Source organism: Devosia albogilva (assembly GCF_042685625.1).
GTDB classification, from domain to species: domain Bacteria; phylum Pseudomonadota; class Alphaproteobacteria; order Rhizobiales; family Devosiaceae; genus Devosia; species Devosia albogilva.
The window spans coordinates 2,942,466-2,955,243 of the sequence record NZ_JBHUNP010000001.1 but is presented as its reverse complement, the minus strand read 5'-3'; the positions used below and the strand labels follow the sequence as shown (position 1 = coordinate 2,955,243).

Below are 12,778 nucleotides of genomic sequence, written 5' to 3'. Positions count from 1 at the left end.
TCAGGCGGTGCGGGCGCCCGGCTCGTTTTGCTGCGGTGCCGGCGCCTGCGCGCTGGCGATGAGACCGGCGGTGGCGGCACAGGCAAGACCAATGCAGGCGAGAATGACGACGACGGTGACCATGGCACGCTTCCTTCTGGAAAGGGCGGGTCCGGCGAGAGGAGCGCGCCGGACCCGCGGCTGTTACGCTGTGATGACCAGAACGATCTCGAGCGTATCGGGTTCGACGATGACGATGCGGCCATCGGCAAGCAGGAAGAACAGGTAGCCTTCATACTCCGGCACGATCTCGACGATGCGCGTGGGCAGCGGCTGCAGCACCACGGTGTCGGGGATCACGGTGCCGATGGAGATGTCGAAATCGACCTCGGCAACCGGCTCCACCTCGACCTCGGTGATGATGGTGCGCAGTTCGGCCTGCTGCTCGACCGACAGGTCGACCCCGGCGCTGGTAGAGGTCGAGGTGGTCGCGCCGGTGGTGGCCGTGGTGTCAGTCGTCGCCCCGGCCTCGGTGTCAGTACCAGCCGAAGCACCCGCCCCCGTCCCGGTGTCAACCGTCGTCTCGACGGAGGTGCCGGTCTGGGTGGTGTCGGTCCCAGTGGTCTCGCTGCCAGCGCCGGATGCGGGTGCATCCTGAGCGATAGCCGGGGCGGCGCCCAGGGCCAGGACGAGGGCAAGAGCGGTTGAGAGCCTGGTGTTCATGGGTCTGTTTCCTTGTGCTTGAAACATGCCCCAGCAACGGCTGCGACCCGCGCGCAGTTCCAGAAAAAATTCTATTGTTTCAATGACATAGAGCTGACATTTGGCTGACAGCAGTCGTCAGCGACGGCTCACCGGCCGGGGGTGCGCTCGACCAGTTCGACGAGGATGCCGTCGGGATCGCGGACAAAGGCGACGCGGCGGACCATTTCGCGGTTGTGGGCGTCGCGGGGGCACTCCACCACAGGCACGCCGGCGGCCTCGAGGCGGCTCACCATGGCATCGACGTCGGTGACAGCGAAGGTCAGGTGGCGGACACCGGCTTCGCCCAGCGGGACATCCCGGGCCGTGGTGACCGGCTCGTCGGGGGCGAAGATCTCGAGCATGCCTCCGCCGGCATCGAGAAACGCCAGTTCGCCGGTGGCCTGGCGCTTGCGCAGTGCCAGGCGGAGACCGAGCAGGTCGCAGTAGAAGTGGATGGTGCGGTCGAGGTCGGCCGCGGTCATGCCCGCATGTTCGAAGCCGACCAGCATCTACTTGTCGTCGTCGACCACGATGGCGAAATCGAGCGGCAGGGCCGTGGTGTACTTGATCTGCCCCATGGCAAAGGCGGAGCTGACGTCGGTCAGATTTATCTTGCTGATCAGCCGCTTGTAGAAGGCATCGTAGGCCGCGATGTCCGGCACCACCACGCGCATCAGATAGTCGACATCGCCGCTCATGCGATAGAACTCGACGACCTCGGGGAAGTCCTCGATGACGCCCGAGAACTTGCGCATCCACGCCTCGTTGTGCTCGTTGGTCTTCACCGAGACGAAGACGGTGACCCCGACATTGACCTTGTTGGGGTCGAGCACGGCGACGCGGCGCTGGATGACCCCGTCCTCCTCCATCTTCTGGATGCGGCGCCAGCATGGGGTGGTCGACAGCCCGACCTTGCGGCCGATTTCCGCCACCGGCATGGTGGCATCCTTCTGCAGCAGGGTGAGGATTTTCCGGTCTATCTTGTCCAACGCCATTTTGCCCCCTGACGAAACCAGATTTTGCCGAACCCGGCATTTCAGCCGAGATTTTGCTGACTAACTGCCACAGGACCCGCAGATTGGCAATAATGTTGCGCCGCAATGCGTGAGCGACGGCCGCAAGCTTTTGTTAACCAACATCTTTCACCGGCAGTTAACCACGCGATGCGTAACGTGCGCACGCCACGGCAGCGAACGCGTTTCTGTTCGCAAAGAGTAGTTGAGTACGAGTTTCATGGCGTCCCCGCAGATGACAGCCATTGCCGATGTGCGGGCCCAGATGGGCCGCGACGGCAGGCGAGCCGCTCAGAAGACGGTGTCGGACGCGCGCCAGCGGCTGACGTCGACCTCGGGCACCCGCGCCTCCTTCGATTTCGAGCTCATGCACGACTATGCCGGCGCGCGCATGATCGCCGCCGTGCCGATGGCGGTGATCGTCATCATTCTCGCCACTGTCGCCTGCTTCTGGGTGCCGATCAGCATTTCGGCGCTGTGGGCAACCACGGTGCTGATCAGCCTGCTTGCCGTGGTGATGATGGCGCGGCGCTTCAAGCGCAGCGATCCGTCGCGGTTCAACGCGGAGAAGTGGACCGCGAGCTTCGTCGCGGTCGAGGTCGTCCATGGCCTCGCCTGGTCGCTGCTGGCGCTGTTCACCCTTGTGGCCGACGCGCAGACGCTGGCCTCGGTGATGTTTGCCATGGTGGTGGTGAGCGTCGCGGCCAATGCCGTCGCCACCCATTCGCTCCCCGCCGCCACGCTGATGAGCACCCTGCCGGTGACCCTGACCGTCTCGGCGACGCTGCTGCGGCTCGGCGGCACGCTGAACTACACGCTCGCCGCGGTCGCCATTTTCGGCGAGATCTTCTTCGTCTACCTCGCCCGCCAGCTCCACCGCTCCGAACTCGAGACCATCTCGCACCAGGCCGAGAAGGACCAGTTGATCTCCGAGCTCGAGGAAGCCCGGCAGATGTCGGACGAGGCTCGCCGCCACGCCGAGCAGGCCAATATCGCCAAATCGCAGTTCCTCGCCACCATGAGCCACGAGTTGCGCACGCCGCTCAACGCCATCATCGGCTTTTCGGAAGTCCTGAAATCCGAACTGCTGGGGCCGCACGGAGTGCCGCAGTACAAGGAATATGCCGGCGACATCCACGCCAGCGGCCAGCACCTGCTCACCCTGATCAACGAGCTGCTCGATCTCAGCCGTATCGAGGCCGGCAAGTACGAGCTGCACGAAGAGGCCGTGTCGCTCGTCGACATCGCGGCCGACTGCAAGCGGATGATGGATCTGCGCGCCAAGTCGAAGGGCATCGAGCTGGTGTTCAATGCCTCCGACAACCTCCCCCGCATCTGGGGCGACGAGCGCGCCATCCGCCAGGTGATCCTCAACCTGCTCAGCAATGCGGTGAAGTTCACGCCGCAGCACGGCAAGGTGGTGCTGGTGGTGACCCGGAGCGCCGATGGCGGCCAACTGGTGTCGGTCAAGGACAATGGCCCCGGCATTCCCGACAGCGAGATCGAGACCGTGCTCTCCTCGTTCGGGCAGGGCTCGCTGGCGCAGAAGACGGCCGAACAGGGCGCCGGGCTCGGCCTGCCGATCGTGCAGAAGATCATGGACCTCCATCAGGGCCGGTTCGACCTATTCTCCAAGCTCCGCTTCGGCACCGAGGTGATCGCCACCTTCCCGCGCGCCCGGGTGATGGATGCGCTGGCTCCGGTCACCGCCCGCCGCAACAAGCTCGAAATCTACTCCGAAGCCGGCTGAGGCATCGCGTTCGGCGCCCTTGCCTCGCGGGGCCAGTTCTGCTCCGCTGCGCCTATGCGTGCGATCCTACTCACCCTGCTGCTTGCCCTCGCCCCCGCCGCCATGGCGCAGGAGGCTTCGCCAGCCCCAACCGAAGTCGAGGCTGAGACTGAGTTCGACACCAGCTACACGCCCTCGGCGGCGGTCACCTACCGGGTGAAACGCAGCTTTCTGGACGGCGTTTATCGCAGTGCCGGTGCGGATGCCCGCGCCGCCTTCCGGGAGCGGTTTGACGAGAAGTCGCACGAGCTGATCTGGCAGGATCTGGTCGAGCCCTATGGCATGAGGATCGGCAATGTCGCCGATGCCCTGGCAGCCTATTGGATGCTGAACTGGATGGTGGCCAACGCCGCCTTCACCGTGGACGTACCGCCGGGCCCGGTCCGGCGACAGCTCCATCAGGCGCTCTCCGTCGACCGCTCGTTCCGCGCTCTCAATGACGACCAGCGACAGGTCATGGCGGAGCGGCTGATGCTGGACTTTCTGGTGCTGCATGCGGCCATGAGCACAGCCCTGCGCAACCAGGACGTCGCCACGCTGCAGGGCCTGGCTCGGGAGGCCGTGGTGACCTTCAGACGGCAATATGGCGTGGACCTGCTGGCGCTGGAGCCGGGAGCCGATGGCCTCGCCCCGCGCAGCAACGTGCCGCCCGCCAGCGAGCCTGAAGCCCAGCCGGAGCCGGAAGCGTCGCCGGCGGAGTAGTTCAGCCGTCGGAGCGGTTGCTGACCGCGGCGCTCTCGAAAGTCGCCATGTTGAGATGCAGGTGCAGGGCCGTCTTGGCGAGCACCGCGGCCAAGGCCGCGCCGCTCCCCTCCCCCAGCCGCATGCCGAGATCGAGCAGGCCGGGCTGCCCCATGGCCTCGAGCGCCTTGGCGTGCCCGGTCTCGGCGGAGACGTGCGCGAACAGGCAGTGCTCGATGGCGGCGGGATTGACGGCGTGGGCGACCGCCGCTGCGGCGGTCGCGACGAAGCCGTCGACGATCACAGGCACCTTCTGGTGGCGGGCAGCGATGATGGCCCCCAGCATGGCGGCGATTTCGCGGCCGCCAAGGCGGGCGAGAACATCGAGCGGGTGATCGATTCTGTCGCGATGCAGCGCCAGCGCCCGGTCGACGGCGGATGCCTTGCGGGCGAGACCGGCATCGTCGACGCCGGTGCCGCGGCCGACCCAGTCGGCGCCGGTGCCGCCATAGAGACCGGCATAGATGGCAGCCGCTACGGTGGTGTTGCCGATGCCCATCTCGCCGAGGCAGACCAGGTCCGGCTTGCCGGCGACAGCTTCCATGCCGTAGGCGATGGTGGCAGCGCACATCTTGTCATCGAGCGCCGGCTCCAGCGTGATGTCGCCGGTGGGCAGTTCCAGCGCCAGCTCGAACACGCGCAGGTTGAGTTCGTGCAGAGCGCAGATCTGCGACACCGCCGCGCCGCCATTGGTGAAGTTGGCGACCATCTGCGCCGTCACTTCGCGCGGAAAGGCGGAGACGCCCTGGTCGGTGACGCCATGGTTGGCGGCAAACACCGTCACCATGGGATTGTCGAGCCGCGGCGTCGCCCTACCCTGCCAGCGGGCGAGAAATTCGACCAGCTCTTCCATCCGGCCCAGCGAACCGGCCGGCTTGGTGAGCTGCCGGTCGCGGCCACGCACCGCTTCCACGGCCTTGTCGTCCCCATCGGGCACGGTCAGCAGCAACTCGACGATATCGGCATAGGCAGGGTTGAGCGCGGGCATGGCGAGTCGTCACCGGTGTGCTAGGAAGGTCGCGACTTGTTGGCCCAGAAGCCGAGCGAATGCAACCGAAGCCGGACATCGACACCACAACAGCGCCGGACCGGGACGAGCGCGCCGACACTGCCGTGTCCGGCCAGTTGGGACTCGGCACCGACCTCGTCATGGCCTTGCGCTTCTTCTCCCGGCTGCCGACCGGCGACTCGCCGCACCAGGTGCCGGACATGAACCGCATGGCCATGGCCCTGCCGCTGGCGAGCCTGATCATCGGGGCCGGTCCGGCCCTGCTGCTGGCGCTCGGCGCTGCCATCGGCTGGCCGCCGCTCTTCGCCGCAACCCTCGCGGTAGCGCTGATGGTGATCGTCGGCGGCGGCATGACCGAAGACGCGCTGGCCGACAGTGCCGATGGCCTGTTCGGCGGCAACACGGCCGAACGCCGGCTCGAGATCATGAAGGACAGCCGCCACGGCACCTATGGCGTGTCGGCACTGGCACTGCTGCTGATTGCCCGCGTCACCGGCCTTGCGGCGCTAGTCGCAGCACACCCCATTCTGGGCGGGCTGGCGCTACTGGCGCTGGGCGTTGCCTGCCGCTCCGCCTCGCTGGCGCTGCCGATGCTGCTGCCCCCTGCCCGCTCGACCGGCGCCTCTTCCGCCGCCGGGCGCCTCAAGCCCACCGGCTTCTGGATCGGCGCTGCCATGGCCGGCGTGCTGGTGTTCATGCTGGCAGGCCCGGTGGCCGGCGTGGTCGGCGTTGTCGCCGCAGTGATTGCCGCGGCACTGGTGGTGGCGGGTTGGATGCAACTCTGCCGCAGCAAGGTGGGCGGGCAGACCGGCGATCTGATTGGCGGGCTGGGCGCTCTGGTCGAGGTGGCGGTGCTCGCCGTGATGCTGGCGTTTGCGTGACCGGGGTTGAACCTAAGCACGCCGCTGCCTTTATCCTGTCTATGGCGCGGTATCGGAAAGGGCGGCAGGCATGATCTTCATCGGCATCGCCCTTCTCGTCGCTGCCGGCCTGGCGCTGCTGATCAGCGCTGATGCCGGCAGCATGATCGGGCTGACGCAGGCGCAGACGGCCCAGCTCATCCCCTTGCTGGTGATCCTGATCGTCATAGCCGGCGGGGTGTTCACCCGCCGGCGGCGCCTGTCGGAGCTTCTCAGTGCCGTCATGCTGTGGGTCGGCGTGTTCGCCGTCGCGGTGGTCGGCTATGCCTATCGCGACGAACTGTCCGGCGTTGCCGGGCGCGTCATGGGCGAACTGCAACCGGGCGTAGCGCTGGTCGACGCCGAACGCGGCACCGCCACCTTCCGGCGCGGGGTCGGCGGCCATTTCGAAGTGATTGCCGAAGTCAACGGACACCGGACGCCGATGATCTTCGACACCGGCGCCAGCGCCGTGGTGCTGACCGTGGACGACGCCGAGGCCGCAGGGATCGACACCGGCGGCTTGCGCTATGGCATTCCGGTCGCCACCGCCAACGGCACCGGCCGCGCTGCGCGGGTGCGGCTCGACCGAATGGAAGTCGGCGGCATCGTCCGCGAGAACGTGCCGGCCTTCATCGTCGAGGCGGGCGCCCTCGACATGAGCCTGCTCGGCATGACCTTCCTCGAAACCCTCAGCCGCTATAGCGTGACGCAAAACGCGCTGGAGCTGACGGACTGACGATGAGCCTTGTCACAACTCACTCGAGGGAGGCATGACATGGAAAACATCATCCTGTGGCTTTGGGGTCCGGTCGGTCTGATGTTGACGGTGGGTGCGGTGCTTTTTCTGACCCGGCATAACCGCACACCGGGCAAGTCCAACCGGCACTAGCCGGCAGAACGCAGCGGACGAACCGCAGCCATCGCCCGATCCAGCACCTCCACGCCGGCACCACGCCGGGCGGCGTCGACGCTGAGAATCTGGCGGAACTGGCGGGCACCGGGCAGGCCGTTGGCGAGCCCGAGCATGTGGCGGGTGATGGTGTTGAGCCTGCCACCTTCCGCCAGATGGCGCTCGGCGTAGTCCGACATTTCGCCCATGACCGTCTCGAGTGTCGGCGCCGGGCGGGTATCGCCGAAGAAGCGGGTGTCGACCTCGGCCAGCAGCATCGGATTGTGATAAGCGGCGCGGCCCAGCATCACGCCATCCATGTGCGCCATCTCGGCTTCGGCCAGTTCCAGCGTATCGATGCCGCCATTGATCATCACCGGCAGCGGCGTGAGCCGGGCGCGCAGACGATGCACACGCGGGTAGTCGAGCGGCGGGATGGTGCGGTTTTCCTTGGGGCTCAAACCCTTCAGCCAAGCTTTGCGGGCATGGACATAGAGTGCATCCACCCCGGCGGCGACCATGGCATCGGCGAAACGGTCGAGGCTCTCTTCGGTGTCCTGGTCGTCGATGCCGATGCGGCACTTCACCGTCACCGGCCGGTCGGTGGCATCGCGCATGGCGCGGACACACTCGGCAACGAGGTCGGGCTCAGCCATCAGGCAGGCGCCGAAGCGGCCCGACTGCACACGATCCGACGGGCAGCCGACATTGAGGTTGATCTCGGCGTAGCCATAGGGCTCGGCCAGGCGAACGGCTTTAGCGAGTTCGGCAGGATCGGAGCCGCCGAGTTGCAGCGCGACGGGCTGCTCGAAGGCGTCGAACGCCAGGTGCCGCTCGACGTCGCCATGAACGATGGCCGCACTGGTCACCATCTCGGTGAACAGCAGCGCGTTGCGGGTCAGCAGCCGGTGGAGGTAGCGGCAGTGACGATCGGTCCAGTCCATCATGGGCGCAACGGAGAAGCGGCGCGCCTGATCGAGGCTGATGGTCGCGGGAATGTCGATCGAGCTGGTCACGGTGGCTGGTGCTTCTGCGTCGGAGGTGCGGCCCAGGGGCGTACCGGCAGGACATAGTCGTTCAACCGGCGTCAGTCCATTGCCAGCCACGGAGCTTTGACCATACTCGGGAACCACAGGAGGTTATGCTTCTTCCTGGGCTGGGGCAGACTCCGACGCATCGAGGTGAGGACGTGCAGTTCCGGATCGTCGCCGCGCGATACGACAGCGTGACGCAGTTCCTTTGGTTCACAGCCAGCGGCACCAGCGGTGACGCGCGTTTCACCGTCTCGTCAAAGGTCAAGTGCCTCAAGGATCCGAGCACGCCGGAGCGCCTCCATATGGCGGTGTTGCTGGCCCTGCACGACATCTTCCGGCGTCCGAGCGCCTCGGGCCACAGATGGACGTGACGGCGGGGGCCGTAGCGGCTGCCAACTGACATGTCAGCACTGGCGCCGCGGCAGCGGATCGGTTAAGCGGCTTGCAGAAGTCCAGGAGCCACCATGACCCTCCCGCACCGCATCGCCGTTATCGACATCGGCAAGACCAACGCCAAGGTTGTGCTGATCCAGGACGGTGAGCAGGTGGCGGTGCGTTCGACGCCGAACACGGTGCGGACCGACGGGCTCTACCCCCATGCCGATGTCGAGCGGCTATGGGGCTTCATCCGCGACAGCCTCGCTTCGCTCGGGGCCGAGCACGGCATCGACGGCATCTCCATCACCACCCATGGCGCCACGGCGGCACTGCTGAGCGGCGACGCGTTGGCGATGCCGGTGCTCGATTATGAACATGCCGGTTCCGAGGAGACGGCGGCGGAGTATGGTGCGGCGCGTCCGGATTTTGCCGAGACCTTGTCGCCGCGGTTGCCGAACGGACTCAATCTGGGGGCACAGATCTACTGGCAGTCACGCCGCTTCCCGGACGCCTTCGCGACGGTGACCGACATCCTGCCCTACCCGCAATACTGGGCATGGCGCCTGACGGGGGTGAAGGCGAGCGAGGTCACCTCGCTCGGCTGCCATGCCGACCTGTGGGCGCCCAATGAGGGGCGGCTGTCGAGCCTGGTGGAGAGCCAGGGGTGGAGCCGGTTGTTCCCGCCGGTGGTGCCTGCGGCCTCGGTGCTGGGCACGCTACGGCCGGAACTGGCGGCGGAGCTCGGCCTCGAGGCGGCAACACCCGTCACCTGCGGCATCCACGATTCCAACGCCTCGCTGATCCCGCATCTGGGGGCACACGAGACGCCGTTCACCATCGTGTCGAGCGGCACCTGGACCATCACCATGACCGTCGGCGGTCCCACCGACCGGCTCGACCCGGCGCGCGACAGCCTCGCCAATGTCGATGCCTTCGGCCGGCCGGTGCCGACGGCGCGCTTCATGGGCGGGCGCGAATTCGACCTGCTGGCCCCCGGCGCGGTGGAGCCCACGGCGGACGAGATCGCGAAGGTCATCGCCGGCGATGTGCAGGTGCTCCCAGGCTTCGTTCCCGGCGTCGGCCCCTTCCCCAGCCGCGCCGGAGCCTGGACGGTTGCTATCGAAACCCTGTCCGCTGGCGAGCGCACGGCGGCGACCTCGCTCTATCTCGCCCTGGTCACCGAGGCGGCGATCGGGCTTTGCGGCAAGGGCCGCTCGGTCACCATCGAAGGGCCGCTCGCCCGCAATCGCCTCTATGCCTCGGCGCTGGCACGGTTGCTCGAGGTGCCGGTCTTCGCCTCGGGCGATGCCACCGGGACCAGCCTCGGCGCCGCCATGCTGTTCGACCCCAAGGCCGGTGCCGCGCATCCGGGGGCGCCGGTGGAACCGTTGGCGGTGGACGGCTTTGCGTCCTATGCCGCCCGCTGGCGCGACAGGGTCCACTGACCCTAGCTTGCGCCCCGGCGGCGAAGCGGGCAGCTTCAACCGAAGACGGGGGCGCGGATGGCACATCGGGTGGTAATCGTCGGCGGCGGCTTCGGCGGCCTGAGGGCCGCCCAGGCGCTGGAGGGCGCTCCGGTCGAGATCACGCTGATCGACCGCCGCAACCATCACCTGTTTCAACCGCTGCTCTACCAGGTGGCGACCGCCGCCTTGGCGACGTCCGAAATCGCCTGGCCGATCCGCCACATCCTGCGCCGGCGGCGCGATGTCACCACCATTCTTGCAACTGTTACCGGAATCGACGCGAAACGTCGCGAAGTGTTGCTCGAAGACGGTTCAACGGTAACGTATGACAACCTGATCATCGCCACCGGAGCCCGCCACGCCTATTTCGGGCAGGATGCCTGGGAAGCCCACGCACCGGGCCTCAAGACGCTCGAAGACGCCACCACAATCCGCCGCAAGCTGCTGCTGGCCTTCGAAGCCGCCGAGCGCGAACCCGACCCCGAAAAGCGCCAGGCGCTGCTGACTTTCGCGATTATCGGCGCCGGTCCCACCGGCGTCGAAATGGCCGGCGCGATCATGGAACTGGCGCAGGAAGCGCTGAAAGGCCAGTTCCGCCGCGCCAATCCCGACCGGGCGCGGGTGGTGCTGATCGAGGCTGGTCCGAAGGTGCTCGGCAATTTTCGCGAGGAGCTGTCGGAGTATGCCCTCGGAGCGCTGCGCCGTCGTGGCGTGGAAGTGGTGCTGAGCCGGCCGGTGACCGGGATCGACGCCGACGGGCTGACCTATGGCGACACGCGCCTCGATACCGAGACCATCATCTGGGCGGCGGGCGTGCAGGCCTCACCCGCGGCGCAGTGGCTGGGCGTCGAGGCGGACAAGGCCGGCCGCGTCAAGGTCAATCCGGACCTGACGGTGCCGGGACACCCCGAAATCTTCGTGGTCGGGGACACAGCCGCCATGACCCGGCCGGACGGCAAGCCCGTTCCCGGCATCGGCGACGCCGCCAAGCAGGCCGGCAAGCACGCCGCCAAGGTGATCCGCGCCCGTCTCGCGGGCAACACCGAGCCCCTGCCCTTCCGCTACGGGCACAAGGGCGATCTCGCCACAATAGGCCGACGCGCGGCAGTGATCGACTTCGGGTGGATCCGCCTCACGGGCTGGCTCGCCTGGTGGGTGTGGGGCATTGCCCACATCTACTTCCTGATCGACCTCAAGAACCGGCTCTATGTGGCGATGAGCTGGCTGTGGATCTACCTCTCGGGCCAGCGCAGTTCGCGCCTGATCACCCAGGGCGATGCGGACAAGCGGGAGCCGATCAAGGAAGTCACCGAGGGCGTAGATTGAATGCGCATAACTATGCGCGTAAGCTGGTCGAGTTCGGCAGTAGGAACGACCATGACCGTTAATGCTCGGAAGCCTGCAAACCTCACCATCGACCAGAATCTGCTGACGGAGGCCAGGGCATTGAAGCTCAATGTTTCGCGCGCCGCCGAAGCTGGTATTGCTGAGGCCGTCCGCCAGGAGAAGAGCCGCCGGTGGCAGGAGGAAAATGCCGAAGCGATCCGTAGTTCCAATGAGTGGGTGGAGCGGAACGGGCTGCCGTTGGCCAAGCACCGGCCATTCTGAATGGCTCAGTATGATGTTCATGATGGGTCCGACGGTTATCTCTACGTCGACATCCAGTCGGATGCCTTGTCGCTACTGAACACCAGGGTAGTGGTCCCTCTGATGCGCCCTGAAGATGCGCCAGCGCCTGGGCGTCAGTTGAACCCGATCATACCGGTGAATGGTGAGACCTACCTGTTGGTCACCCAGTACATGGCCGCCGCGCCCCTTGCATCACTCGGTCCCGTGGTCGGATCGTTGAGGCATATGGATCACCGGATCAGCCTCGCACTGGACCTCATCTTGCGCGGGGTCTAGCGCACCTCCGCCACGGGCGTCACGGGCTTGGCCAGCTTGCGTTCGCGTAGCCAGATGTAGAGGCCGCTGGCGATGACAATGGGAGCGCCGAGATAGAGCCAGATGTCGGGTGGCTGGCCGAAGACCAGCCAGCTCGAGGCTGCCATGAACAGGATCTGAACATAGGAAAACGGTGCCAGCACCGAGGCTGGGGCGTAGCCGAGCGCCACGGTCGAAAGCTGGTGGCCGATGAAGCCGAATAGACCGACGGTGAAGAAGGCGACCCAGGTGGCCGGGTCGGAGGGCCAGGTCCAACCCGGCAGCGCCAGCGGCGCCAGCACGACCGTGGCGCAGATGCCGACATAGAACTGTTGCGTCGCGGCGGAGTCGCGGGCGGCCATGCGGCGGGTAAGCAGGAAATAAAAGGCGGAGAACACCGCTGCCGCAAGGCAAAGCAGCGCCGCCGGGTGAAACGCCTCGGTACCGGGCCGCACGATTATCAGCACGCCGACGAAGCCGACAGCGATGGCGACCCAGCGGCGCCAGCCCACCGTCTCGCCGAGCATCGGCACCGAAAGCGCGCATATGAACAGGGGCATGGTGAAGGCAATGGCGCCGGTGACCGTCAGCGGCAGGTAGCGCACCGCAACGAAGTTGCAGGTGGTAGCGCCGAGCAGCATGGCGGCGCGCAGCACCTGTACCTTGAGGCTGGCGGTGCGGAACAGCGATGTACCCATGGCCGGCAGGTTGATGCCCGCAGTTATGCCGAGATGGAGGACATAGCGGAGGAATACCACCTGCACGGCGGGAATACCGGCCAGCCCCAGCCATTTGGCCGAACTGTCGATGCCGGTGAACATGAGGTAAGAGGCGAGCGCGAGCCCGATACCGAGAAGACGGCGCTCCTCGGGAGGCGCGAAGGCAGGTGGCATGACAAGTCCGAATGCCGG

General features: G+C 66.6%; 16 protein-coding genes. 9 read left to right on the top strand and 7 right to left on the bottom strand.

Annotation, left to right across the window (positions count from 1 at the left end):
• From ACFSX5_RS14785 to ACFSX5_RS14770, 4 genes are all read right to left on the bottom strand, one after another.
• Complete coding sequence (locus ACFSX5_RS14785; protein WP_386834461.1) at positions 1-123, bottom strand: hypothetical protein; 123 nt, start codon at positions 121-123, stop codon at positions 1-3.
• 60 nt (positions 124-183) lie between these two features.
• On the bottom strand, positions 184-702 hold the full coding sequence (locus ACFSX5_RS14780) for a DUF1236 domain-containing protein (RefSeq protein WP_386834459.1): 519 nt from the start codon (positions 700-702) through the stop codon (positions 184-186).
• A 128-nt stretch (positions 703-830) separates the two neighbouring features.
• Positions 831-1,232 (bottom strand): VOC family protein, encoded by a 402-nt coding sequence (locus ACFSX5_RS14775; RefSeq protein WP_386834457.1) that lies wholly within the window; start codon positions 1,230-1,232, stop codon positions 831-833.
• A complete protein-coding gene (locus ACFSX5_RS14770) occupies positions 1,233-1,712 on the bottom strand; it encodes an Lrp/AsnC family transcriptional regulator (protein WP_386835653.1) in 480 nt (159 codons plus the stop codon).
• A 244-nt stretch (positions 1,713-1,956) separates the two neighbouring features.
• On the opposite strand from ACFSX5_RS14770, the gene ACFSX5_RS14765 reads away from it, so the two are divergent.
• Positions 1,957-3,486, top strand: a complete 1,530-nt coding sequence (locus ACFSX5_RS14765; RefSeq protein WP_386834456.1) for a sensor histidine kinase — start codon at positions 1,957-1,959, stop codon at positions 3,484-3,486.
• Positions 3,487-3,540: 54 nt separating this feature from the next.
• A complete protein-coding gene (locus tag ACFSX5_RS14760; RefSeq protein WP_386834455.1) occupies positions 3,541-4,227 on the top strand; it encodes a DUF6683 family protein in 687 nt (228 codons plus the stop codon).
• Position 4,228: 1 nt separating this feature from the next.
• Here the strand turns inward: ACFSX5_RS14760 and cobT are convergent, their stop codons facing one another.
• Complete coding sequence (gene cobT / locus ACFSX5_RS14755; RefSeq protein WP_386834454.1) at positions 4,229-5,254, bottom strand: nicotinate-nucleotide--dimethylbenzimidazole phosphoribosyltransferase; 1,026 nt, start codon at positions 5,252-5,254, stop codon at positions 4,229-4,231.
• Positions 5,255-5,313: 59 nt separating this feature from the next.
• Here cobT and ACFSX5_RS14750 point away from each other — a divergent pair, with 59 nt between their 5' ends.
• Together ACFSX5_RS14750 and ACFSX5_RS14745 are read left to right on the top strand one after the other, a co-directional pair.
• Positions 5,314-6,156 (top strand): adenosylcobinamide-GDP ribazoletransferase, encoded by an 843-nt coding sequence (locus ACFSX5_RS14750; RefSeq protein WP_386834453.1) that lies wholly within the window; start codon positions 5,314-5,316, stop codon positions 6,154-6,156.
• Positions 6,157-6,226: 70 nt separating this feature from the next.
• Positions 6,227-6,913, top strand: a complete 687-nt coding sequence (locus tag ACFSX5_RS14745; protein WP_386834452.1) for a retropepsin-like aspartic protease family protein — start codon at positions 6,227-6,229, stop codon at positions 6,911-6,913.
• 149 nt (positions 6,914-7,062) lie between these two features.
• Here ACFSX5_RS14745 and dusA read toward each other — a convergent pair whose 3' ends face one another.
• The gene (dusA, locus tag ACFSX5_RS14740) at positions 7,063-8,082 is read right to left on the bottom strand and encodes a tRNA dihydrouridine(20/20a) synthase DusA (protein WP_386834451.1); all 1,020 of its coding nucleotides are present in this window, start codon (positions 8,080-8,082) and stop codon (positions 7,063-7,065) included.
• Between the two features lie 125 nt (positions 8,083-8,207).
• On the opposite strand from dusA, the gene ACFSX5_RS14735 reads away from it, so the two are divergent.
• From ACFSX5_RS14735 to ACFSX5_RS14715, 5 genes are all read left to right on the top strand, one after another.
• The gene (locus tag ACFSX5_RS14735; protein WP_386834450.1) at positions 8,208-8,471 is read left to right on the top strand and encodes a hypothetical protein; all 264 of its coding nucleotides are present in this window, start codon (positions 8,208-8,210) and stop codon (positions 8,469-8,471) included.
• A 93-nt stretch (positions 8,472-8,564) separates the two neighbouring features.
• Positions 8,565-9,923 carry an FGGY-family carbohydrate kinase gene (locus tag ACFSX5_RS14730; protein WP_386834449.1) on the top strand — a complete coding sequence of 453 codons (1,359 nt, stop codon included), beginning with the start codon at positions 8,565-8,567 and terminating at the stop codon, positions 9,921-9,923.
• Positions 9,924-9,980: 57 nt separating this feature from the next.
• Entirely contained in the window at positions 9,981-11,270 is a 1,290-nt protein-coding gene (locus tag ACFSX5_RS14725; protein WP_386834448.1) for an NAD(P)/FAD-dependent oxidoreductase, read from the top strand.
• A 51-nt stretch (positions 11,271-11,321) separates the two neighbouring features.
• Positions 11,322-11,552 carry a type II toxin-antitoxin system CcdA family antitoxin gene (locus ACFSX5_RS14720; RefSeq protein ID WP_386834447.1) on the top strand — a complete coding sequence of 77 codons (231 nt, stop codon included), beginning with the start codon at positions 11,322-11,324 and terminating at the stop codon, positions 11,550-11,552.
• Positions 11,553-11,849 (top strand): CcdB family protein, encoded by a 297-nt coding sequence (locus tag ACFSX5_RS14715; protein ID WP_386834446.1) that lies wholly within the window; start codon positions 11,553-11,555, stop codon positions 11,847-11,849.
• On the opposite strand, the gene ACFSX5_RS14710 is transcribed toward ACFSX5_RS14715, so the two are convergent.
• Positions 11,846-12,760 carry a DMT family transporter gene (locus ACFSX5_RS14710; RefSeq protein WP_386834445.1) on the bottom strand — a complete coding sequence of 305 codons (915 nt, stop codon included), beginning with the start codon at positions 12,758-12,760 and terminating at the stop codon, positions 11,846-11,848. The two genes, ACFSX5_RS14715 and ACFSX5_RS14710, sit on opposite strands and share 4 nt — an antisense overlap.
• Between the last annotated feature and the right edge of the window lie 18 nt (positions 12,761-12,778).